The sequence below is a fragment of the Bradyrhizobium sp. Pha-3 genome (assembly GCF_042258615.1).
Lineage (GTDB): Bacteria > Pseudomonadota > Alphaproteobacteria > Rhizobiales > Xanthobacteraceae > Bradyrhizobium.
Genome location: NZ_CP170152.1, coordinates 3,116,298 through 3,139,859, shown reverse-complemented (window position 1 = coordinate 3,139,859; position 23,562 = coordinate 3,116,298). Strand labels below are relative to the sequence as shown.

Genomic DNA, 23,562 nt, shown 5'->3' with positions numbered 1-23,562 from the left:
AATCACCTCACAGCTCCATGCCGTCACCGGGATCGAGCGATACCTGCCGCGCAACGCCCTGCACGAGGCGGTTCATCCGGCTGTTGCGGACCGCGTCATCTTGGGTGTCGTCGGTAAGGCTGATCTCGAACTCGTTCTCGATCGGCGCTTTCTTCTCGACAGGCTTAATGCGACTCAGTTCGGGCTGCTGGCGACGCTCGGATTCGGTCGGGTCTTCGTCACCTGTTTCCGTTCCCAGTTTTGCCTCGGCGATCTCGGGCCGCGTCGGGATCGGCAGCGCGGTCCAGTCGTCAGGGCGCCCTTGTTTCGGTTGCGTGGGCGGTGGCGGCGTCAGGATGCGTTCCTCGAAGCGAGCATCCTCGTAGTAGCGCGCCTTCTTTGCCCGGATCGGCGGCGTACCGGCGACCATGACAATCTCGTCGGTCGGCGGAAGTTGCATGATCTCACCGGGGGTGAGCAACTGGCGCGCGGTTTCGGAACGCGAGACCATCAGGTGCCCGAGCCAGGGCGACAGCCGGTGGCCGGCATAGTTCCGCATCGCCTTCATCTCAGTGGCGGTGCCAAGCGCGTCGGACACGCGCTTGGCCGTCCGCTCGTCGTTCGTCGCGAAACTGACGCGCACATGGCAGTTGTCGAGGATCGAATTGTTCGCGCCGTAGGCTTTCTCGATCTGGTTGAGGCTCTGGGCGATCAGGAAACTCTTGAGCCCATAGCCCGCCATGAAGGCCAGCGCCGACTCGAAGAAATCGAGACGGCCGAGCGCCGGAAACTCGTCGAGCATGAGTAGCAGCCGATGGCGGCTGGCCTTCGCCTGCAGATCCTCGGTCAGCCGGCGGCCGACTTGATTAAGGATCAGGCGGATCAGCGGCTTGGTGCGGTTGATGTCGGAGGGTGGCACGACGAGGTACAGCGTCGTCGGGTACTTGTCGCGCACGACGTCGGTGATGCGCCAGTCACAACGCCGCGTCACCTGAGCCACCACGGGGTCACGATAGAGGCCGAGGAACGACATGGCGGTGGACAGCACACCGGAACGTTCATTGTCGGATTTGTTGAGTAGCTCGCGAGCAGCGCTGGCGATGACGGGGTGGGGACCCGCCTCGCCAAGATGCGCCGTCTTCATCATCGCCGCCAGCGTCGCCTCGATCGGCCGCTTCGGATCGGAGAGGAAGGCGGCGACACCGGCGAGCGTCTTATCGGCCTCCGCATAGAGAACATGGAGGATCGCCCCGACCAGCAGGGCGTGGCTGGTCTTTTCCCAATGGTTGCGCTTTTCGAGACTTCCTTCGGGATCAACCAGAATGTCGGCGATGTTCTGGACGTCGCGCACCTCCCACTCGCCGCGGCGGACCTCGAGCAAGGGATTGTAGGCCGACGACTTGGCATTGGTTGGATCGAACAGCAGCACGCGGCCATGCCTCGCGCGGAAGCCGGCCGTCAGCGTCCAGTTTTCGCCTTTGATATCGTGGACGATCGCCGAGCCAGGCCAGGTCAGCAGCGAGGGGACGACAAGGCCGACGCCTTTGCCGGAACGGGTCGGCGCGAAGCACAGCACATGCTCCGGCCCGTCATGGCGGAGGTAATCGCGATCATAGCGGCCAAGCACGACGCCATCGGCGCCGAGCAGCCCAGCGCTCGCCACTTCCTCTTTCCCGGCCCACCGCGCCGAGCCATAGGTCTCGATGTTCTTGGCCTCGCGCGACCGCCAGACCGACAAGCCGATCGCGACCGCGATCGAGATGAAACCGCCCGATGCCGCGATGTAGGCGCCCTCGACAAAGATCGACGGCGCATAGGCGTCGAAGCCATACCACCACCAGAAGAAGGCGGGCGGCATATAGAAGGAAAATCCGAACAGCCGGAACCACGGCGCGCCGAGTTCGGGCTGGAAGGCGAGCCGCCAGGCAACCCATTCGGTGGCGCCCCAGGTCGTGACCAACACGATGACGAAGACGGCGAGGATCTGGCCCCAGAGAATTTTTGTAGCGGACATGGCGATGCGTCTTTCTGCAGGGGATCAGAGGCCGAGGCTCCGCTTGCGGCCAAAACTCCAGTCGACGCCGCCGTCATCGCGGGCGACGCCGGAGACGTGGCGGCCGAGTTGCTTTTCGAGGGAGGGCGTCCACGGCACGAGCTGGAAGCCGAGACCGTCGTCGATCATGGCGAAGCGGCCGGAGGCGAGCGTGAAGCGCTGGCGGTAGGAGCCGGCGACATATTCGCCGCTCGCGGAACGATTGAACGGCTGGCCGGTCTCGGCGGAAAGCTTCTCGCCGAGAGCCTCCAGCTCGCGCCGGCGCAGCGTGTCGATCAGATTGCGGCTGAAGGTGACGCGCTGGCCGTTACGCTCGCCGAAGCCCTGTCCGACCAGATGATCGGCGCGGCGCTCCAACGCCTGCCGCACCTCGGCGCCGAACCCGCCCTCCGATAGCGCGGCTGGTTCGCGGGCGATGTTCTGGCGATCGAGCCAGGTTGCACCCGATGCTGTGATCTGCTGGTCGATGTCGAGATCGGAACGCACAGCGATCGCCACGCGTCGCTGCCCCTGCGCGCCATCGAACTTGCGCAGCTCGACGATCGAGCCGGGCGCGCTGTCGCCAGCCGCATCGAGGTCGGGCAGCTTCATGTGATGCGTCCGGCCATCGACGCCATCGACCACGGCATAGGCGGTGCCTCTCAACTCATCGTCAAGGCCGCGATCGACCAGCCGGCCGATGATCGGCATGTCCAGGCTCTCTGCCGCCAGCACATAGTTCGTCGACCCCCGCTCGATGCCGTGCTCGGTCAGGGCACGGTGCATCCGCTTGATAATGTCGCCGCGCTCGCCCAGTTCGCGCAGCGTCGCCTCGGCTTTGTCGTCGATCATCCACTGGCCGGGACCGACCTGCTCCGCGAGGCCGAGCGTTTCTAGCTTGCGCAGCCGCCCGACCTTCAGTGCGTGATATTCATCGGGCTGTGAGTTCGGATCGCGGGCGAGATCGATGGCGCCGGTGTTGCGGCCATCCCGGACAAGCTGGCGGTCGAGCTGGGTCCAGCGCTCGGTGTCGACCTGACGCTCGAGGCTGCGACGGATGTCGAGATCGGTGCGCGGCCCCAACTCCTGGGTGATCAGGTCGCGCGCGCGATCACGCATGCCTTCCTTGATGTAGTCGCGCGAGATGACGAGGTCCTGGCCATCGTCACGCGACCCGCGCACGATCAGATGTACATGCGGATGCTCGGTGTTCCAGTGATCAACGGCAACCCAATCGAGCCGGGTGTCCAGATCCTTCTCCATCTGGCCGACCAGTTCGCGGGTGAAGGTTTTGAGGTCGGCCATCTCCAGAGCGTCGTCCGGCGAGACGATGAACCGGAAATGGTGGCGGTCATCCTGGCACCGTTCGGCGAAGGCTTTGGGATCGGCATCATCGCCGCCGGGCCCAAAGAGGTGAGCTTTCTCCCCGTCGCGAGTGACGCCCTCGCGGCGCAGATAGTTGAGGTGCGTGCCCAGCGGAGCAGATCGAGCGCCATGGCGCACAACACGCGCCTTGATCACGGTACCGCGCGAGCGTGAGGGAGAATACGAGCTGCCAGATTTCCGAGGGCACGGTGTGTCTCACGATGCCATGCGTGGCGTGGCAACCCGCGACGGCCGCCGGCGCGACGAAAACGAGCGCGATCAGCAGTTGCGCCCAGAGGGGACGGACGGTTCCAAGCAGGATTCTTGTTAGGCCGAGCGTCAACGCGGCCCCGATGATGCCGATGAGGATCGCACCAAGCCAGCCGACGCCGGCATGATAGGCCCAGGTGCCCGCGGTGACGCCAGCAAAGAACGGTAGCGCGAATACGGCAAGCGTGAAGAGGAGCCAGCAGAAGAAGCCGATCGCCGCAACGGATAGAATAATGCCGAGGAAGATCATGGTGGTGTCTCCGTGAGAGAATTTCTGACGGTTGCGCCTTCCACCACCACCGCGGCGCGATGCGAAGCATAGCAAAAGACAGCCTCGCGTGGGAGCGGAAACCGCTAGGGGTTTCCGCGTCGCCGGCGAGGCTCCCGTCATGGAGCGAACGGATCGACCTCATGGACGATCTCCGAGGCGTCGCCGTCATATTCGTTGGCGGGCGTGACCGACAGCGTGCCGTCGCCGGCGCGGAAGATAACGATGACGGCCATCAGCGTGGTGGCGAGGCTGAAGGCGAAGGCGTGAGCGTCGTTGAGGGACATCGATCCGGCTCCTGTTTCGAGCGGAGGACCATCCCCCGCTGACAGGCGCCCGACGTGTTCGGCCGATGGCCACGATCACCGCGTCGGCAAAGCCAGCGCGGCGGCACGCTATGCGTAGTCCGACCCCTTGCGGGTTGATGGCGTCAGGCCACCGGCTGAACCAAGGATCAGCGCAGATAAGCGGGGGTACGTCGCCCCGCACGGGGCCAGTAATCAGCTCTCCACGCCGTAGGCTTCGCTATGCCAAGTTGCGCCGTGTCGGCTACTCGATGATCTCGGCCGATCTGATCGGGTGCTCGACGGCACGCAACAAGGGGACCTGCGACAATCGCAAGAACATCCGGCGCGACCAGCTCGAGGCCCGCGTCCTAAACGCGTTGCGTCATCATCTGATGGACCCGGCCTTGTTCAAGGAATTCTGCGACGAGTTCACCCGCGAGATGAACCGGCTCCGCATAGAAGGCCGAGCGTCGATTGATGCGGCCGAGGCGGAGATCAAGAAAATCGACCGCGAGCTCGATACGCTCCTAAACGTGATCCTGAAAGGCGGAGCAGCCGACCGCCTCAACGAGAAGATGGTCATGCTCGAACGCCGCCAGAAGGAGCTAAAGACGTTCCTGCAGGAGGCGGAGGAGCCACCACCCCTCCTGCACCCGAACATGGCGCATCACTATCGCGTCCAGGTCAACGAGCTGTACGCAGCGCTTCAGGGGGATTCGGAGGAAAAGCGCATGACTGCGGCCGACCTGACCCGATCGCTTGTGAAGGAGATCATTCTGACGCCAGGAGACGGCGAGCTTCGGATCGACGTGCGGGGCGATCTGGCCGGAATCCTTGCGATTTCGCTTAAAAGCAAAAGGCCCGCCGGAGGGGCGGGCCGATCGCAAGTTGAGATGGTTGCGGGGATAGGATTTAAACCTATGACCTTCAGGTTATGAGCCAGACGATTGCCGAATGCTAACGCTGGCCGGCGCGCCAGCCCATCTCCCAGAAGTCTGCCTCGAGTCGGATGGCTTCCTTGAAGATCGCAATCAGCTCTGCCTCGCGGGCCGGCGTGGCGTACAGATCCGCGAGATGCTCCAGTTGCGCCTGCGCTTTCGCCGCGACCTCCTGGTATGGCAAGCTGGCGTACTCGTCGATCCAAACGCGATAGGGGTTAGTGCAGCGTCCGCGTGGGGTCGCGAGGCGAGCCGCGTTGCGATCTCCGCGTACCCAATCACGCAGGGGGCAAGTGCCACCTTGAGTGCCAGCAGATCGCCACGCATTCCGGCGTCCAGCACGTAGCGTGTGTAGGCCAGCGTCTCACTTGCCGGAGGGGTTCGTTCAAGGTCGCTCGGAGATAGACCCCAACCGGCACAGAGCTTCACATGAAGGTTCATCTCGACATCAAGGATGGACGAAAGGCCGGCCGCTGCTTCACGCATGTCGGCAAGCTTGGGCGACTTATAGACCGAGAGCGCATAAGCGCGCGCAAACTCGATGAGGAACAGGTAGTCCTGAACAAGATAGTGACGAAACGCCGCCTCGGCGAGCGATCCGTCTGCCAATCCGTTCGTAAAGGGATGCTCGGTATAGGCCCGCCACTCAGCGGATGCTTCTGTCTTTAGACGCTCGAAGAAACTCACGATCTATTTCGCCTAGCTTGCTTTCCGATGAACCTTTTTTGCTCGCTACCGATATCGCGCGGACCGGGACGCTGACCTGGACAGCCCGCGGCGATCCACCGGCATGATGGCATAAAGAATTCGCCTACCATCGGTCGCGGGGATCAGATTGCCTTCCCACGTTATCACTAACAGAACGCAACGCCCTAAGTCCAAGTTTCGATTGGACGAACTGCACCAGTTTCGCACCAGAAACAAACTCGACAGACCACAACGAATGAGACCGAAATCAACCGGAAAGGCAGCAAAATCAACGAACCTGATCGATAGTCTGCCGCTCATAACGGTCTGGTTGCAGGTTTGAGTCCTGACGGGCCCACCACAGAAATCCATCAATCGCTTATTCGGCCTTATTTGACCTGATCTGGACGACCGCACCAGATACGTGCTGTTTTCGCTCGTGCGCGGGCGCTCGGTATTCATGAACGAGATGACCGATAGTTGGGGTGACGGTATCCAGCTGCAATTTTCCGCAGGTTGAATTGCCACTCGCGACCAGTGGGTTCAATCCAACGGACGACCACGCGTCTCTGGCACGAGGCAAATAGCTACAACAAATGCGAAGCCGGACACGATCACCGGATACCACAATCCGAAGTACGGATTGCCGGAATACACATTCATTGCCGTGACGACGAAGGACAGCATACCTCCGACCCAGCCGGCACCAACATGGAACGGAAACGAGAGGGAGGTATATCGAATGCGCGCCGGAAACAGTTCGACCATGAAAGCCGCCATCGGGCCGTACACCATCGCCAGATAGAGCACGAGGACGAACAGAAGCCCAAATACAGCGGGACGATTGATCTTCGAAAGGTCGGCGGACGACGGCCATCCTGCCGAGACTAACGCCTGCCTAAGGCTATCGGGGTTGAAGCCTTCGACCACCTGTCCCGCGATCTTGACCGTGGTCGGTGCGCCCGGGGCTGCCTGCTCCGATCGATATTGGACACCCAGATCGGTCAGAAAACCGGTGACCTTGTCACATTCCGTCGTCGCCTCGGAAAACAGACGGAAGTTGCAGTCGCGAGCTGTGACGACGATGTCGGTGCGATCGAGGAAGTGCTCCAGGGCCGGATTTGCATAGTGGGTCAGGCCTTTGAAGATCGGCTGGATGGTGACAGCCGCGAGCAGGCAGGCCATCGCCATGATGGGCTTGCGGCCAATGCGATCGGACAACCAGCCGAAGAAGACATATAGCGGCGTGACCACCACCAGGGCTGGCCCGATCAGCAATTGCACCTCGTCCATCGGCACTTTCAGAGTCTTGTTGAGGAAGAACATCGAATAGAAGTGTCCAGTGCCGAAGATCGCGCCAAGGCCGGCAGCAACGACGAACAACAGGACGACGTATTTGAGGTTCGCGGCGCGCGTAAAGCTCTCCGTGACCGGTGCCTTGGACGTTGCGCCGGCAGCCTTCATGCGCTGGAACGTGGGCGATTCATGCAACTTCGCCCGGAAGTAAACCGATACGACCAGCAACAGCAGCGACAGCACGAATGGCAGACGCCAGCCCCAATCGTGGAACTGCGCATCGGAAAGGATGAGCTTCAACCCGAAGACGACGATGATGGAACTCAGAAGCCCAAGCGTCGCCGTGGTCTGAAGTGAACTGGTGTACGCGCCACGCCGGTTGACCGGCGAGTGCTCCGCGACATAAGTCACGGCTCCGCCAACCTCGCCGCCAAGCGCCAGCCCCTGCAGCAAGCGGCAAAGCACGAGCCCGTACGTCGCGGCTATTCCGATCTGATCGTAGGTCGGGAGCAATCCCACGCCGACCGTGGCGACGCCCATGAGGATAATGGTCACCAGAAAGGTCTTCTTGCGTCCGACCATGTCTCCCAGGCGGCCGAAGAACAGCGCGCCGATCGGGCGAATAAGGAAACCGGCACCAAACGTTGCGAGGCTTGCAAGGAATGCCGCCGTCTCATTGCCCTTCGGAAAGAACAGGTGCCCGAGTTGAACGGCAAGGGCCGCGTAGATGTAGAAGTCGTACCACTCGAGCAGCGCGCCGAAGGACGACGCCAGTACGACCTTCTTCTCCTCGGCGGTCATTGCGGAAGTCGCGCCAATGGCGCGCGCAGAATGCAGCGTGTCCGTCATCGTCCCCTCACCTCTTATGTTGCTTAATTGAGATGTATACTGAGCATATCATTTTTGCGACGGCAGACAATACGGAATCGACGCAGGGGTTAGATTCAGCTGATATTCCGCAAATGTTCCGCAAAATAACCTGATCAGAACAAGTTAGATGCGCAAAATTTCATCAGTATACAAACGAACTTTAGATCCTGATCGACGCCTGACGACTGACCTCTGCGTCAAACCTCGACCAGCGCGCGGGCAAAAAAAATCCCGCGGAGGCGCGGGATAGGCAGGGAGCTTGTTGTCGAAACGTGCGGACACGATCGCCGGCTTTGCGCAGTCGATTCTGCCGCCGAGCGGACGTTGATATCGCTAGCGGATGCCTGCGCTGCTACTCACAACGGCAGAACCAGCAGTCCTGGCTTCCACGAGCTTCAAGGTATCGGAGAGATCCATGACGACCGCGTACTTCTCCGACATGTCGAACAGGTTCGCCTCGTGTGGACCGATCGCACGGTCCCCGACGCAATCCTTGACCACGAGCGGAAGGAAGCCCAGCGACATCGCGTCAACGACGCTTGACCGCACACAGCCGCTGGTCACGCAACCAGCGACCACAAGCGAGCGGACGCCGCGCTGCGTCAGCCATGGTCCAAGTCCTGTCGCGAAGAATGCCGACGGCACGGTCTTTCGGACGATCAGCTCCCCCGGCTTCGGCGCAAGCTGCGGAACGATCGCGCTGTCGGAAGAAGACTCCTTCAGCGTGAGCAGCCCCGGCACCTTCATCGCGAACACGTTGCGGTCGGCGTCGTCGGCGGCGAATACGATCCTCGAATGCGCAACCGGCCACCTTCGCCGGCGCGCTTCGCCCAGCAATCCGACCGTCCTCTCCATCGCGGCAGCGATGTTGCCGCCGCCGAAAACGGCGGGATCGAGGAATCCGTTGACGAAATCGACGATCAGCAACCCGAACGGTGCATCGAGGTCCAGATCCTGACCGAAGCCCTGCCGGCGATATGTCGACGTGTCGTCGGTCATTCGGCAGCCTCCCGAACCGGTCCGCCATCAAGCACCTTTCCGTTTCGGACGACCTCCTCCCCGTCGAGCGCAATCGTGCAATTCCGCATAGGAATATCGATGTGACAGGCCGTTGTCCGGCTCCCGCCGGCCTCGTTGTTCGGGCCGAACGAGAACAGGAAATTGCCCTCGAACGCCCGCGCGTCCATGCCGATCGTGGCCTCCCGGTCATAGAGACCGAGCGTCGACCACTTGGCTCTCGGCTGCAGTCCCCAGCCGATGTGCGACATCGCATATGCGTCTCGATCATTGTACGAGGCCATGTACTCGCTCAGAATTTCGGCATCGACGCCGCCCTCGATCGAGGTCACAAAGCCCTTCTCGATCCTGAAGTGGATGCGATCCTGAATGTAGGACTTCATCGGAAGCAGAATATCGCCCCGCTCCATCACGATCGTTCCATCGGCCTCCCCCTCATTCGCCCAGGTCAAAGCGAAACCGCTCGGCCAATGATCCCACCGCCCGGGCTCGTCGACAAAGCCATATTCGCTGATGGCCGGGAACTGACCCAGTTTGAAGCGGACGTCCGTGCCGGCCAGCGACGTCACATGCATCTCCTTCGCTTTGCCGAGCTTCGCACTCGCGGCGGCAACGCGCGCACGGTCAGCCATTGTCGGCACCATGCGAACGAGGACTTCCGGCGGCTCGACAGCCAGCAGGATTTTCGTGCCCGCCTTCAAAATCTCGTGCTGTTCGGGAGAGAACAACAGGGTCATCAGGTCCAGGACGAGGTCGCTCTCCTTCAGTGCCGCGATCGCTGCGCGATTCCCGGTCAGGGGCGTCGTCCCGAGATAGGCCAGCGAGTCGCGGCTCAGGGCCTTCTCGCCGTTGACCGGCAGCAGATCGAGCCGGTTGACGATTGCACCCATCGACGCCGCCGCGAGGATTGCGGTCGACAGGGTCTGCGGATGCGTCGACGAGCTGGTGAGCACGGTCACGAGTTGACCTCGCTCCAGCTTGGAAAGCGAGAGAACCTGTTTCCAGGCCTGTATCAGATCGTGATCACTGACCGACATGTTGCTTCTCCTTGCTGATCGCAGCGCCGAGGGGAGCGCCAAGAAACTCCTCGAAGGCGGCGTAAAACCCCGCCTCATCATCCCACGGAATCATGTGCCCCGCCTCAGGGACGCGCGTGGTCGACGCGCTCGGCAACAGCCGCTGAATTTCGGCGACGTCCTCGTCGCGAATGACGTCACCGCGTCCTGCAGCGATCAGTCGGACGGGAACGGTGATCCGTCCGAGATCACTGTGAATGTCGTCATTGTGAAATCCGTCAAAACTCTCGCGCACCGCGCGCTCGTCGCAGGTGTGTAGCCACTCCGCACGCAGCTTCAGTTGATCCTCGGTCCAGGTCGGGCAGAACGCTCGCATCTTTTCAGCGTTGCAACCGGCAAGCGAGAGCCGGATGGAATCGACATACCAATCGAGCTTGGCCGGATAGGGACGCCGGCCCGGTCCCGAGACCGGCGGATCCACCAGGACGAGTCTGGCGAGACCGGGCAATCCGCTCCGTGCCGCACGAACCGCAATACGGGCCCCCATCGAGTGGCCGACCACGGTATATCGCGGCAATTTCAACGCCGCGGCCAGCTCGGCCAGATCGGCGGCCTGCGCGTCCAGGCTGTAGTCCAGAGCGGGGCCCGATTGCGACAGTCCCCGGCCCCTAATATCGAGAACGTAGGTCTCGAACTCGCGTCCAAACCGCTCGCCGACGAACCCCCAAGTGACGGCCGGACTGGTGATGCCTGGCAGGATGATGACCGGATCACGCCCCGCTCGCGCCTGCCCGTAGAGCAGATAGTGCAGCCGCACGCCGTTAGCCTGAACGTTTGCGCCGTATCGGAATGTACTCATCCGGCGGCCTGCAGCTTTGCGAGAGGGGTGGCCGCTGCATTGTTGCCAAAGGCGCCTGAGAGCAATGCGCCGGCACCTGGTACCCGCGTGTTCAGGTCGAGCGCCGTCAGCATAGCGTAAGTGGTCGCGACCGCCGCGGTGATCACAGGCCTGCCAGTTCTTGCCTCGACCTCGCCGATCGAAGGCAACGATGGCATCTGCACGCACGCTGACAGGACGATCGCGTCGGCGTCCTTCAGGTCCATCCCCGCCACGATCTTCGGCAGGTTCGCCGGATCGTGCCGGCCGACCATAATGTTGTCCGGAATCTCAAGCGCGCGGGAATCGGAGACCTTGATCCCTTCATGCTCGATATAGTCGATGACAAGCTGCGTCAGCGGTTTCATATACGGCGCGACGACGGCAATGCGCTTGGCACCGATGACATGCAGCGCATCAACGAGGGCGCCGGCGCTGGTCACAACGGGAGCCGGCGCGCCGTTCTCGACCGTCCGCCCATGGAGCCGCTCCTGCGAGACGCGGTGATACGACCTCCCCATGCTCATGATCGCAACCAGGCAGGCGTAGCCGAGGACGTCGACACGCGCATCCGAGAGCTCGAGCGCGCAGCGATCGGACTCGCTATCCATCGCGGCGAGCTCTTCCTTCTTGACAGTCTTCATCCGCATCCGGCTCGAATGGAAAGTGAAGCGCGTGCCGTGCGCGAGCGAATGCGCAGCAAGCATCGCAGGAATTTCAGTCTCCATGGTCGTATTCGAGCTCGGAACGATCTGGCCGATGCGATAGACCTTCTGCATGTGGTGTCTCCTCGGCCGATCAGGCCAGCTTCAGAATGCGCTCGGCGTTGCGCGAGCAGACCTGCGCGCGGACGTCCTCGGATATCGGTGCGCGCTCGATGAAATCCGCGGCGATAGCTGTCGATTCGTAGGGGTAGTCGACCGAAAACATCACCGCGTCGTTGCCCATCTCGGCAAGCGCGCAGGCAAGCGCCGCAGACGAGCAGACGCCTGACGTCGTGATGAAGATATTGCGTCCGAAATATTCGGACGGCTTGTGCGCAAGCCGAACGCCATGCGGGTACACCGCGAAGCGGCTGTCGAACCGCCAGAGCAGCATCGGCAGCCCCTCGCCCATATGGCCGAGGATGATCTTCAACCGCGGAAAGCGATCGAAGACTCCCCCGAACAGCAGTCTGAGCGCATGGGTCGCGGTCTCGACGCCCCACCCCCACACCGCGCCGGTGAGTTCAGGATGGCCGTCATAGGCTTTCGGAACCGGGCTTGGGTCCGTCGGATGCAGGTAGAGCGGCACGTCCAAATGTTGCATCCGCTCCCAGAACGCGTCGTAGGCCGGATCGTCATAATAGATCCCGCCCGTATGACCGTTGACCAGGGCACCCTTGAAGCCAAGAACTTCGACGGCACGGGTCAGCTCGCTCGCGGCCGCCCTCGGGGAATGCATCGGCAGCGATGCGAAGCCAGCATAGCGGGCCGGATGCCGCTGAATCTGCTGCGCCAAATAGTCATTGCCTTCGGCGGCGCGCCGGATGGCAACGTCTATGTTGGTTTCGGCCTGAACGCCTGGTCCGGTCTGCGACAGAACGACCTTGTCGATCCCGGCCCGGTCCATCTCACCGAGCCGCAAATCTTCGAAGTCCCTGAGTTGGGACGACAGCTTTGATTGCGCCGCGGCGTCCATGTGCTTCGTGAAGACCTTCGAATATTCCTCGAAGCCCGGCGCCGTGAAGTGCTCTTCGAGCGCGATCTTGCGGATTCTGGACGACATGAACTGCTCCTTGCGGATCTCGAACGTACGCGGATCCCGGTTACGGCTGGGACAAACGCGACCGGGACGGCCCTGACAGTTACTTCACCAGGGGGCATTCGCTTTCAGCCAGAGGCTTGAACGCCTCGGCCGCGGGAATGGTCGCCAGAACATTGTAGTAGTCCCACGGCGCTTTCGACTCCGACGGCTTCTTCACCTCGACGAGGTACATGTCGTGGATCATCCGTCCGTCGGCCCGCACCGAACCGGTCTGGGTAAAGGCATCCCGCACGGGCAGCTCGCGCATCTTTTCGGCGACCGCAATCCCGTCATCGGTGCCGGCCTCCTTCACCGCCTTCAGGTAGTGAAGCACGCCCGAATAGACGCCAGCCTGCGCCATCGTCGGCATCGCTTTACGCTTCTTGTAAAATTTCTCCGCGAACGCCCGGGTCTGATCGTTCAGATCCCAGTAGTAGCCCGTCACGAAGGTGAGCCCCTGAGCGACCTGAAGACCGAGACTATGCACGTCGGTGATGAACGTGACCGGCGTGACGATCGTCCGCCCGCCTTGCACGATCTGGAATTCATTGGCCTGCTTCACGGCATTGACCGTGTCGCCACCGGCGTTGGCGAACGCGATGACTTTTGCCTTGGAGGATTGAGCTTGGAGCAGGAAGGAGGAGAAATCCGGTGTGTTCAGCGGATGGCGCGCAGCTCCCACCACCTTGCCGCCGGCTGCCTTGACGGCTTTCGAGGCTTCCGCCTCGAGCGAAAGACCGAACGCATAATCGACCGTCAGGAAATACCAAGTGTCAAAGCCCTTCTTCACGAGGGCAGAGGCGACGCCCGCAGCATTCGAATAATTGTCGTAGGTCCACTGAAACCCGGTCGGCGAACAGGCCTTGCCGGTAAGGTCCATGGTTGCCGCCGTGGAATAGATCGCAATCTTCTTCTTCGCTCTTGCGACCTCCTGCACGGCCAGTGCCACGCCCGAGTTCGGGAAGTCGATCACCATGTCGACGTGGTCAACGTCGAACCATCGACGCGCCAGCTGCGAACCGACGTCGGCCTTGTTCTGGTGGTCTCCCGACATCACCTTGATCGGCTTGCCGATCACGGCTGGCCCGAACTCCTCCACCGCGATTTCCGCGGCCGCAACGGAGCCGGGCCCACCGAGATCCGAGTACACGCCACTAAGGTCGTTGAGGACACCGATCGTCACGGCGTCCGGGCCAGCCTTGGCCGGCCCCAGACCAGATATGAGGGTCAGCGCGAGAATTGATGATGCGAGCCTGTTCATGAGCCATCCTCCGTTTGCCTCGCGCGCCGCCATCTTATTGTTGTTATTCTCAGGTCAATCCTGGAATCGGCGGTACCGTTCGCGATAAAGAGATGTATACTGAGTAATTAAGCCGCCCGTCAAGGGGCCTTCGGCTCATTTGCTGACCGCGGACCGCTTGAAGAATGGAAGGAATGCACGTTGAAGAAGCAATCATCCACCAATTCCACGAGGTCCGATGTCAAGGTGGAGATGGCGCGGATGCCCCTGGCATCGCGCCCAGGCTACCTGGTCCGCCGCCTCCATCAGATCCACTCGGCGATCTTTCTCGAGGAGTGCCAGGAATTCGGCATCACGCCGGTGCAGTACGGCCTGATCACGACCCTGCTCAACAACCCTGGGATCGATCAGGTCACGTTGGGTGGTGAAGTGGGCATCGATCGCACGAATGTAGCAGATGTTCTGAACCGCCTGTCGGAACGCGGCCTGGTGCGGCGCGAACGCAGCCAAACCGACCGGCGTTCGATGGTAGCCTTCCTGACCAAGGAGGGCGAGGCGGTCGCAGACAAGATGTACGACAGCATGCGCCGTGCGCAGGATCGCTTCCTCGCGCCCCTGCGGCCCGAGTTCAGGGCCGCGTTTCTCGCGATGGTGACCGAATTGATCGAAGGCAACAGCAAATACAGCCTGCCCGACACCAACTCAGCATCCGGACGGCGGAAGTCGACGGCCAGCCGGGACGAATAACCGGAAACGACCCAATTTTAGTCAGTATACATCGTTATTACAGGAGTGAACCTGGGAGTTGTTCGGGAGATGGGGCCGCTTCGGCGGCCCTATCGCCGAGAGAACAAGCGCGCCTTGATGACGGACCAGATCAATCCGAGACCACCGAGCGTCTTTCGGCGAGGCGGAGCCGCCCCGGTAATGGCGGCTTCGAGATTCTCGGCGAACGTCGCCGCCAACCGACGCACAACGTCGTGCACCAGTCCGGCTCGGTTGAACTGGGCGAGCGGGCCACTCAGCTTCCAGGTCAGGACGACCGCAATCAGGGACGCGCTTGCCCCGTCAGCGATGACGGTCCAGCGCGCGCTGCCCTCCGCGGACGAGCCTTGCCCGGCATCACGCCCGCGGCCCGTCAGCCATCCCTCCCGCTTGGCGGGATCCATCCCGACCTTCGCCTGGCCATTGAAGGCGACCTTGATCGGGCCCAGGGAGATCCTGACCTTTCCGACAAGATCTTCTCCGTCGAGTGACGTGATCTCGGCTCCGGGCACACACGGGACCACTCGTTGGAGGTTCGAAAGCAGATTCCAAACCTTTTCGGCCGGCGCAGCCACCCGCACCCGCTCCTCAATTGACGTGCTGCCTGCGGATCCACCGGCCGATGGCACCATGGCTGGAACAGGCGTGCGCGTCACCGGGCCATTTGTCGGTGGAGACGACGGCGCCGGCGGCGACCTTGAGCCCTCGAACCTGCCGACGACCGGAGCCACAGCCGCCGCGACGTTGGGCTTCTTCCCTGCGGCAACTTTCTTGACCGCGGCGACGATCCCGACATAACCGGTGCAGCGGCAGAGATTGCCGGAAAGCTCCTCCCGCAGGGCGCGCTCATCGATATCGCCGAGCCGAAGCACGATATCTCGTGCCGTCGTCAGCATTCCCGGTGTGCAAAAGCCGCATTGCAGGGCGTGGTGCTCGGAAAACGCCTCGCGCAATTCCTGCATGGTTGGATCATCATCAAAGCCTTCGATCGTGGTGACGTTGGCGCCATTGCAATCGGCGGCAAATGTGATGCACGACCGCTGGATCCTGCCGTCGAGCACAACAGTACAGGCGCCGCAGACACCCTGCTCGCATCCGAGATGCGTTCCGGTGAGTTGCAGCTCACCGCGCAAAAAATCCGCCAAGAGGGTGCGTGGCTCAACATCCGCCGCGACGCTGCCTCCGTTGACCGTCATCGACACCTGCGTCATCGGCGTTGTCCTTCACCCAGGGTCGCCAGAGCCCGGCGAACCGCGACCGCATGCAATTCCTGCGTGTCGAGATCAAGATTCGGCAGAACGGCGCGGATTTCCTCCGCAACGTTCTCGCATGCCGCACGCGGCCCCGCCTCGGCGAGACGTGCGGCGGTATCGGGCAGCAGTGCCGGTGAACCGCTGGTTGCACCGGCAAGCACTCGCTGCAGGCCTGCCTTCGGATCGAGAACGACAACGCCGATCGCATTGGCGAATTCACCGGTCTTGCGGCAAATCTTGTGATAGGCCCAGGATGCATCCGCCGACAGCCGCGGCACCTCGATCGCGGAAATCACTTCGCTCTCGCCGAGCTTGGTCGCAAACGCTCCGTCGACGAAGCTCTCGGCGGCATGGCGCTTCGGCCGTTCGTCGCCGCCCTGGACGACGATCGTGGCCCCCAGTGCCGCCAGCGTCGAGACCCAGTCTGCGGCTGGATCGGCATGCGCCAGGCTTCCGCCCATGGTGCCGCGATTGCGCACCGCTCTGTAAGCAATTCCGTGTGCGACTGATCGCAGCAGCCCGCGCGTCGGATCCTCCAGCACACCATCCTCGATCTCGGCATGGGTCCATCCGGCACCGATCGAGAACACCCTGTCGTCGGCCGCAAGCTCCCGAAAGCCGGACGCGCGCTTGATGTCGACCAGCAGCTTGGGCCGGGCCAGCCTCAGGTTCAGCATCGGCACCAGCGACTGGCCGCCAGCCAACAGCTTGGCGTTGCCATCGGCAGCAGCGAGGAGTTCGGCTGCCTCACCGAGGGTCCGTGCATGCTTGAGCTCGAAAGCCGACGACTTCATCGCGCGGCGCCCGCTTCAGGACCTGTCGCCCACGACGGACGTGCGCGTCGAATTGCCTCGCGGATCCGCCGCGGGCTCGCAGGCACCTGCCGTATCACAGCGTTGAGAGGCGACAAGGCATCGTTGATCGCGTTGACGATCGCGGCAGGCGGCGCGATCGCTCCGCCCTCCCCAACACCCTTGATGCCGTGAGCCGAGTAAGGCGATAGCGTCTCGCGATGGTCGATGCGAAAGCTGGGCAGTTCGGTCGGACCGGGCAGAATGTAATCGAGCAGCGTCGAGGCTAGCGGTTGAGCGTTGTCGTCGTACGGGCTCTCCTCGAACAGCGCGGTCCCGATACCTTGCGCCGCCCCGCCATAGGTCTGCCCCTCGACAATCATCGGATTGACCATGCGTCCACAATCCTCGACGATCGCATAGTCGAGGATATCAACGAGACCGGTCTCGGCGTCAACCGCGAGCCGCACGGCGTGCGTGGCGTAGGAAAACACGCCCGTATCGACGTCCGGCTTGTATCCTTCGGTTGCCTCAAGGCCTGCCGTGTTCACGGTCTCGGGAAGCTGGTCCGGGCGAAGATACCAGGCACGTCCGACATCCTCGTAGGAGACACTGGCATTCGCCGCAAAGATCCGCCCCTCGGCAAATCCGACGGCGGCCGGCTCGACTTGCAGCAAATGGGCGGCAATCGATTTGATCCGGCCCGCAACGACCTCGGCAGCCCGCGAGACCGCGCCGCCCGACATGACGATCCCGCGCGATGCGTAGGCACCGGTGGAGAACGGTGTCGTCGCCGTATCGCCGAGCGTAACCCTGATGTGCTTGAGCGGAACACGCGTCTGTTCGTGAGCAATCTGCGCCAGCGTCGTTTCCAGACCCTGCCCGATGGTATGGATACCCGCCGCGACCTCCAGCGCGCCGTCCGGCGTCAGCTTCACATGTGCCTGATCGAACCCCGGCACCAACGGCAATCCCCAGGATGCAAACACCTTGGTGCCATGCGCGGACTGCTCTGTGAAACTTGCAAACCCGATGCCGAGGTAACGTCCCCTGTCGTCGCGCCTGGGCCCTGCGCGGAATGCCTCAAGACCGATCATGTTCTTGGCAGCAACGAGTGCCTCCGGGTAGTCACCGGAGTCGTAATGCTTGTTCGTGATGTTCGTGTACGGCATCGCCGAAGCCGGCACCAGATTGTCCCGGCGAACCTCCCAGGCTTCGCGGCTGACCTTCTGCGCGATCGCGTCAATGACCTGCTCCATCGCGAAGCAGACACCCGGCCGCGCGACACCGCGGTATGGCGCGAAAGGCGGCTTGTTGGTCGCAACCGAATAGGTACGGCACCGGTACGCAGCCAGATGATACGGTCCGGGCAGATTTCCTCCGGCCTGCGCGGCCTCCAGGCAGGCGGTGAACGGCCACACGGAGTAAGCGCCGGTGTCGACGGACACTTCCGCGTCCAGCGCGAGAAGCCGCCCCTGCGTGTCGGCATAGGCTTTGATATGGTATTCGTGCTGCCGCGCGTTGGCGCCGGCGACGAGATGCTCCCTGCGATCCTCGGTCCAGCGGAATGGCTTCTTGAAAGTTGCAGCCAGCCAGGCGACGGCAACCTCCTCGGGCTGCAACAGGCACTTGTAGCCGAAGCCGCCTCCGACGTCCGGCGGGGCGACCCTGATTTGCGCCTGCGCAATCCCAAGACACTCGGCGAGCCCGGCGCGTATCAAGTGCGGCACCTGGGTGGAGGTGTGCACCACGAGCTGATCGGCGCGATCATCCCACCAGGCCAGCACGCCCTTGCCTTCCATGGGATGCATCGTCTGTCGGGCGCATGACATCTCGAGCTCGACCAAGATCGGCGCCCGGGCGATGACCTCATCGACGCCGCTATCGAAGAAGGTCTCCAGGAACAGGTTATCGCCCCACTCCGGATGCAGAAGCTCGGCGTCGTCACGACGACCACCCGCACAAGAGGCGATGGCCGGAAGTTCGTCGTAGCCGATCTCGACTTGCTCGATCAGGTCTTCCGCGATCGCGCGATTTTTTGCCACGCACATGGCAACGGGCTCGCCGACGAAGCGCACCTTGTCGGTGGCCAGGATCGGATATTGCGAGACCTTGTACCCGGGAATGGAAGATCGCGTAACGATCGGCGCGACCCCGACCAGATCTTCGGAGAAGAAGGTATCGACGGCGTGATCCAGCGATCTTATCTTCGACAGAATCTTCGCATGCGCCACTGGACTGCGCAGGAACGCCACTTCCCGTAGCCCCGGCATCTGGATGTCACCGACGAACCGGCCGCGGCCGCGCAAGTGCCGGGCATCCTCCTTGCGCCGCGCTCGCGCCCCGATACCTTCACCGACCGTCCCGTCCGTGCTCATGATGATCCTCTCATGCGATCTGCCAAAACGTTCCCAGCGTCATGAAGGTCACAGTGATTGTCCCCTGATCGCAAGCGGCTCTACACCGGAATGCAAAGCGCGTTGGGAACGAGCAGATTGTCGTAAACGCAGCGGCGCTGCTTGAGCTTGAGGCCCTCGTCGGAACGCCGAAACACGTCGTGATAGGTTCCGACCTGATGAATGGTCGCGTCGGGGCGATCGAACAAGACCTGCAGGACGATATAGTTCGACCGGGCCTTGATGTTTCCGTGCTCATCTTCGCCGAGCAACTGCAAATTGCTGATCAAGTGACGAAGGTACCGCGGCGCAAACATGGCGGTTTTCTCCAGCGCGAACGCCCGATCGCGAATCATGCCCCTATTCTCGCAATAGATGAGACCGACCGGGTGGCCGCGATCTTCATTCTCGCGCGACAAAACGACATAGCTTGCGTCCGGCGTGAACATCTCGCTCCAGTCCGAGAGCCGCTGTTCGTCGAGGGCGGCCGCATATTCGCAGTTGAACTGCTCAATTGCGTTCCGAAGCAGCAGCTGGTGAATTTGTGCCGTGTAGGTGGGATCGGTGGCCAACATCTGAATAGCCCGCATCTCTCGTTAGAGCTCCATCGCGCTGCGCCAATGCTGATACATCGCGCGTATCGACGCCTCGGAGATCAAGGTGTCTGCGGTGCCGATAACCCCGGGATCCAGTTCGACCACATGTTGGCCGTCGGGGACCGCGAGCATGCCGTCCTGCACGAACTTGATCGCTTCGTTGTCTTCGAGGCCAAGGAAGCCTGCCGGCCCCATCAGATTGCCTTGCCGCAACCGATGGCGGGTCATTTCCTCATCGTCACCCTCGAAGCCGAACATGGTCCACTTCATGATGAACTCGTTCGGTCCCGTCGGGACGATCTGCCGAACGCCCAGGGTGTTCATCTCCCGTTGCACGATGAGATTGGGCCAGATCGTCGTCATGGTCACCGACCAGGGACTGTCGAACTCATTGACGAAATCCATGAAGCGCGGCTCCTCGAGCTGCATGCCTTCCTTGTAGGCACGCATTTCCTTCTTGGTGTTGTTGTCGAGCTTGCTGACGTCTGACTTTGCCGATGCCATCACGCCATGCCGACCGGAGGCGTCGGCGATCATCGACGACTTGTTGCCGGCCACCAGCAGGCCGAACGTCACCAGGAACGTATGCAGCAGCGTTGCGTGATACGGGTCCTTGAGGTTCTCGTGATAGAGCTTCCAGTTTCCCGGAAGGCTGTGGCGATAGTGACCGAGCACCTTCGGCTTCCGCCCATCGAACGTCGCCTCGAACTCGCGGAGAATCTCCGGTCCAAGATATTCGGCCAACGGCTCCATGTCGGCGCAATACGACGCAAACACGACACCACGATGGGTCGTGACTTTCAGCTGCCTCAGCCCATGGTCTGCATTCTTGAAATCGCGGGGCATTCCACCCTTGCCGTCGACCCCCCGGCGAAACGGCACCCCCGCCAGATTGCCTTTCAAGTCGTAGGACCACTGATGATAGGGACAGACGAACTCCTTGGCGTTGCCGCTCAGCTCGCGACAAAACTCGGCCGCGCGATGAGCACAGCGGTTCTCGAAGACGTTGATCGACCCGTCCTCGGCGCGAGATACCACGACAGGCGTCGGCCCCACGTTGGAACGGATGAAATCGCCAACGCCGGGAATCTCGCTCTCCAGCGCAACATAGTTCCAGGTTCGCCCGTGAAAGATCTTTTCGACTTCGCGCCGGTAGATGTCGTCGTCCGTGTAGACCCAATCAGGCACCCTGGTGAGCCCCTCGGATGGCCAGACGTATTGCTTCGACGCCGTCGTCACCAACCTCTCATTCACCACCTGGGTATTCTCCTCTTTGCCGTCTCTCGTGAGCAGAGCAGCGGAAACCTTGGCGATATCGAACATGTCAGGGTTTTCGAGCTGCTTGCGCGCCTGCCGTATCGCGGCGGGATCGGAAAACGCGACCACGCTGGTAAGCCGCCCGGTGTCCGGATCAATCGTGCGGTAGACGGCGCCAGGTTCGCCATCGCGGCCTGTGAGCGCGACCTTGTCGCCCGGTGACGAGACCCCGACTATCTGAATGTTCAGGCCGAACTGGTCGGTCCAGAACCAGGGAGCCTGCGCATCCGTGCTCGGCGCCGCCCCGGCAATCGACTGCCCTGCGGCTGCACCTTGCTGCTCCGCATTATGCCAACTCTCAAAGCGGTGGGAGCGCCCCCTGACCGGACGGCAATGCAGTGCGCAGTCGCCCGCTGCCCAGATTCCCGCGATGCTGGTCCTTTGTTCTGCGTCGACAACGATCCCCCCATCCACCTCGCAGCCGGCCGCGGCTGCCAGTTCCGTCTCGGGGGCCAAGCCGACACCGACGCAGACGGTATCTGCAGCGAAAGCGCCGGCGGAGGTATTGACCACCAGACCCTGACCGTCGTGGCCGATATCTAGAACCTGTACGCCCCGCAAAACGGAAACGCCGTGGCGCTCGGCAAGAGAGCGAAAACTGCGCCCCAATGATGGAGGCAGCACGCGGGCCATCAGTTCGGCTTCGCGTTCGAGGAGGACGGTGGCGACCCCAAGCGTCGCGGCGACCGAAGCAAGTTCAAGACCAATAAAGCCACCGCCGACGATGACGAGGCGTCTTGCAGTTGCGAGCGACTGCCTGATGGAGTTGGCATCCTCGATCGTGCGCAGATAGTGCACACCTGGCAGATCGGCACCGGCGATTGAAAGTCGCCGCGGAACTCCGCCGGTCGCCAGCAGAAGCGCATCATATCGAAGCTCAGTCCCGTTGCTCAGGAATGCGGTCCTGGCGGCTGGATCGATCCGGGTAACCGAGCACCCGAGGTGGGTCTTGACGTCGAGGGAAGCCGCATCGGCTTCAACCAGACGCCGGCAGGATTCGATTGCCGCTTTTCCAAGGAGAATATCCTTTGAAAGCGGTGGACGTTCGTACGGGAGGTGCTCCTCCCTACCGACGAGATCTATCGTGCCGGTGAAGCCGCTGGCCCGCATGCTGCGAATCGCCACTGCAGCCGCCTGACCGGCCCCCACGACGACGACCGCCCCGCGGGAAGGCGCCCCCCTCTTGGTGCAGACCTCCTCCTGATCCTTCGGCGCAGCCTTCTTGTCTCCATCGAGATCGATAAACACCTCGCCATCCCTGACCTTGACCGCGTAGGTCTCGAGGTCCTGCGTGACCGGCGAGCAGAGCGCCTTCCCCGATCTGATATCGAAGATGCCCTGGTGCAGCGGACACTCGATCGTGCCGCCGTCGACGAATCCATCTGCAAGAAAGGCGAGCGCGTGCGTGCATATGCCATGCGTGGCGAAGACCTCACCATCAAGGAGATAGAGCGCCACGGGCCTGCCGTCGATCTCGACACTCGCCACGCCGTTGGGCTTCAGCTCATCCACGGCAATTGCTTTTCGCCACGCCATCCCACACCTCGGAAACCACCCTGAATTTTACTCAGCATACATCTCTTTTTGAGCAATGCAAGGCAAACTCAACCCTCCAGGCAGAGCACGCTAAAGCGACATATTTGCACGATTTTATTCCGAGAATCCATTCATTTGGCTTGACGAACTGCCAGCATGCGGAATGCACATAAGGTGCTATACTGATTATATAGACGTGCGTGCAAAGCGGATGCCGAACTCCCCGGCTCTGCGCCGTAGCATCAAGGCTCAGGCACGCGCGCCAACTGACAAGCTTCCTGTACTCTCTCTATCAGTCTGCGATCCGAGTCCTTTAGACCAAACGTTATCAACGACGATTGGCTAAAGCAGTCTCCGCCGTCGGCGATGATGTCAGCCATCTCCGGTAAAAGCGGAAGTCAGCCATGACGCCAATCACGTCCGGTGAGGGCCAAAAGCAGTCGTTGGCACTTTAGTCCTTGTCGAGCTCTCCGATATGACGCTGGGCATATAGCTCGAGGCCGATCCTCGCGACGAGTTCGATCTGGGTTTCCAGAAAATCGATATGCTCTTCCTCATCGTGCATGAGTTGCTCAAACAGATCCCGTGTCACGTAGTCTTTGACCTGATGGCAATGGGTCGCAGCTTCAGCGTAGAGGGAGTGCGCCGACAATTCGGCTTGCAAATCGCTATCCAGCACGGCCTTCACGGTCTTCCCGATATGAAGGGATTCCAGCGTCTGCATATTGGGAGATCCATCGAGGAAGATGATGCGTTCGATGAGCTTGTCTGCATGTTGCATCTCTTCAATCGATTCCTTGCGCCACGCCTTGGCCAGCACCTTGTAGCCCCAATTGTCGAGCAGGCGGTAGTGCAGCCAGTACTGGTTCACCGCGGTGAGCTCGTGGCGCAGCGCCTTGTTGAGGTATTCGATAACGTCTTTATCGCCCTTCATGCTCCGCTCCTTTTCGCGGGTGCCACCGGGATCGATTGGTTGTGTGC

The 23,562-nt window shown here is 61.9% G+C and carries 19 protein-coding genes, 1 tRNA gene and 1 pseudogene; 2 read left to right on the top strand and 19 right to left on the bottom strand.

Translation table 11 applies throughout. From position 1 onward, the window contains the following. Positions 1-7 precede the first annotated feature (7 nt). From ACE10Z_RS14675 to ACE10Z_RS14660, 4 genes are all read right to left on the bottom strand, one after another. A complete protein-coding gene (locus ACE10Z_RS14675) occupies positions 8-1,993 on the bottom strand; it encodes a conjugal transfer protein TraG (RefSeq protein WP_375788545.1) in 1,986 nt (661 codons plus the stop codon). Between the two features lie 24 nt (positions 1,994-2,017). Beyond that, a complete protein-coding gene (locus tag ACE10Z_RS14670; protein ID WP_375788544.1) occupies positions 2,018-3,514 on the bottom strand; it encodes a relaxase/mobilization nuclease domain-containing protein in 1,497 nt (498 codons plus the stop codon). Further along, positions 3,402-3,896, bottom strand: a complete 495-nt coding sequence (locus ACE10Z_RS14665) for a hypothetical protein (protein ID WP_375788543.1) — start codon at positions 3,894-3,896, stop codon at positions 3,402-3,404. Before ACE10Z_RS14665 ends, ACE10Z_RS14670 begins: the two co-directional genes overlap by 113 nt. 137 nt (positions 3,897-4,033) lie before the next feature. After that, positions 4,034-4,201, bottom strand: a complete 168-nt coding sequence (locus ACE10Z_RS14660) for a hypothetical protein (RefSeq protein ID WP_375788542.1) — start codon at positions 4,199-4,201, stop codon at positions 4,034-4,036. A 269-nt stretch (positions 4,202-4,470) separates the two neighbouring features. On the opposite strand from ACE10Z_RS14660, the gene ACE10Z_RS14655 reads away from it, so the two are divergent. After that, entirely contained in the window at positions 4,471-5,139 is a 669-nt protein-coding gene (locus tag ACE10Z_RS14655; RefSeq protein WP_375788541.1) for a hypothetical protein, read from the top strand. Here the strand turns inward: ACE10Z_RS14655 and ACE10Z_RS14650 are convergent. From ACE10Z_RS14650 to ACE10Z_RS14610, 9 genes and pseudogenes are all read right to left on the bottom strand, one after another. After that, positions 5,096-5,194, bottom strand: a tRNA-Met gene (locus ACE10Z_RS14650). The two genes, ACE10Z_RS14655 and ACE10Z_RS14650, sit on opposite strands and share 44 nt — an antisense overlap. Further along, a pseudogene (gene tenA, locus ACE10Z_RS14645) lies at positions 5,159-5,826 on the bottom strand (thiaminase II). The gene ACE10Z_RS14650 and the pseudogene tenA overlap by 36 nt, the downstream one beginning before the upstream one ends. 543 nt (positions 5,827-6,369) lie before the next feature. Beyond that, positions 6,370-7,971, bottom strand: coding sequence for an MFS transporter (locus tag ACE10Z_RS14640; protein ID WP_375788540.1), 1,602 nt, complete (start codon positions 7,969-7,971; stop codon positions 6,370-6,372). Positions 7,972-8,325: 354 nt separating this feature from the next. After that, the gene (locus tag ACE10Z_RS14635) at positions 8,326-8,991 is read right to left on the bottom strand and encodes an isochorismatase family protein (RefSeq protein ID WP_375788539.1); all 666 of its coding nucleotides are present in this window, start codon (positions 8,989-8,991) and stop codon (positions 8,326-8,328) included. Next, on the bottom strand, positions 8,988-10,046 hold the full coding sequence (locus tag ACE10Z_RS14630) for a 2,5-dihydroxypyridine 5,6-dioxygenase (protein WP_375788538.1): 1,059 nt from the start codon (positions 10,044-10,046) through the stop codon (positions 8,988-8,990). The genes ACE10Z_RS14635 and ACE10Z_RS14630 overlap by 4 nt, the downstream gene beginning before the upstream one ends. Beyond that, a complete protein-coding gene (locus ACE10Z_RS14625; protein WP_375788537.1) occupies positions 10,033-10,884 on the bottom strand; it encodes an alpha/beta fold hydrolase in 852 nt (283 codons plus the stop codon). The genes ACE10Z_RS14630 and ACE10Z_RS14625 overlap by 14 nt, the downstream gene beginning before the upstream one ends. After that, positions 10,881-11,681: an Asp/Glu racemase gene (locus ACE10Z_RS14620; protein WP_375788536.1), complete on the bottom strand. Its 801-nt coding sequence runs from the start codon at positions 11,679-11,681 to the stop codon at positions 10,881-10,883. Before ACE10Z_RS14620 ends, ACE10Z_RS14625 begins: the two co-directional genes overlap by 4 nt. 19 nt (positions 11,682-11,700) lie before the next feature. Then, the gene (locus tag ACE10Z_RS14615) at positions 11,701-12,669 is read right to left on the bottom strand and encodes an amidohydrolase family protein (RefSeq protein WP_375788535.1); all 969 of its coding nucleotides are present in this window, start codon (positions 12,667-12,669) and stop codon (positions 11,701-11,703) included. 79 nt (positions 12,670-12,748) lie between these two features. Then, on the bottom strand, positions 12,749-13,981 hold the full coding sequence (locus ACE10Z_RS14610) for an ABC transporter substrate-binding protein (protein ID WP_375788534.1): 1,233 nt from the start codon (positions 13,979-13,981) through the stop codon (positions 12,749-12,751). A 147-nt stretch (positions 13,982-14,128) separates the two neighbouring features. Between ACE10Z_RS14610 and ACE10Z_RS14605 the strand changes: the two genes are divergently transcribed. Next, positions 14,129-14,674 carry a MarR family winged helix-turn-helix transcriptional regulator gene (locus ACE10Z_RS14605; RefSeq protein ID WP_375788533.1) on the top strand — a complete coding sequence of 182 codons (546 nt, stop codon included), beginning with the start codon at positions 14,129-14,131 and terminating at the stop codon, positions 14,672-14,674. Between the two features lie 89 nt (positions 14,675-14,763). Here ACE10Z_RS14605 and ACE10Z_RS14600 read toward each other — a convergent pair whose 3' ends face one another. The 6 genes from ACE10Z_RS14600 to bfr all read right to left on the bottom strand — a co-directional run bounded on the left by ACE10Z_RS14600 (position 14,764) and on the right by bfr (position 23,515). Continuing rightward, on the bottom strand, positions 14,764-15,903 hold the full coding sequence (locus ACE10Z_RS14600; protein ID WP_375788531.1) for a 2Fe-2S iron-sulfur cluster-binding protein: 1,140 nt from the start codon (positions 15,901-15,903) through the stop codon (positions 14,764-14,766). Continuing rightward, positions 15,900-16,739, bottom strand: coding sequence for an FAD binding domain-containing protein (locus tag ACE10Z_RS14595; RefSeq protein WP_375788530.1), 840 nt, complete (start codon positions 16,737-16,739; stop codon positions 15,900-15,902). Before ACE10Z_RS14595 ends, ACE10Z_RS14600 begins: the two co-directional genes overlap by 4 nt. Next, positions 16,736-19,045: a xanthine dehydrogenase family protein molybdopterin-binding subunit gene (locus ACE10Z_RS14590; RefSeq protein WP_375788529.1), complete on the bottom strand. Its 2,310-nt coding sequence runs from the start codon at positions 19,043-19,045 to the stop codon at positions 16,736-16,738. The genes ACE10Z_RS14595 and ACE10Z_RS14590 overlap by 4 nt, the downstream gene beginning before the upstream one ends. Before the next feature lie 149 nt (positions 19,046-19,194). Beyond that, a complete protein-coding gene (locus ACE10Z_RS14585) occupies positions 19,195-19,707 on the bottom strand; it encodes an aromatic-ring-hydroxylating dioxygenase subunit beta (RefSeq protein ID WP_375788528.1) in 513 nt (170 codons plus the stop codon). 21 nt (positions 19,708-19,728) lie between these two features. Beyond that, a complete protein-coding gene (locus ACE10Z_RS14580; RefSeq protein ID WP_375788527.1) occupies positions 19,729-22,581 on the bottom strand; it encodes an FAD-dependent oxidoreductase in 2,853 nt (950 codons plus the stop codon). A gap of 451 nt (positions 22,582-23,032) precedes the next feature. Beyond that, positions 23,033-23,515 (bottom strand): bacterioferritin, encoded by a 483-nt coding sequence (gene bfr / locus ACE10Z_RS14575; RefSeq protein ID WP_375788526.1) that lies wholly within the window; start codon positions 23,513-23,515, stop codon positions 23,033-23,035. Positions 23,516-23,562: the final 47 nt, after the last annotated feature.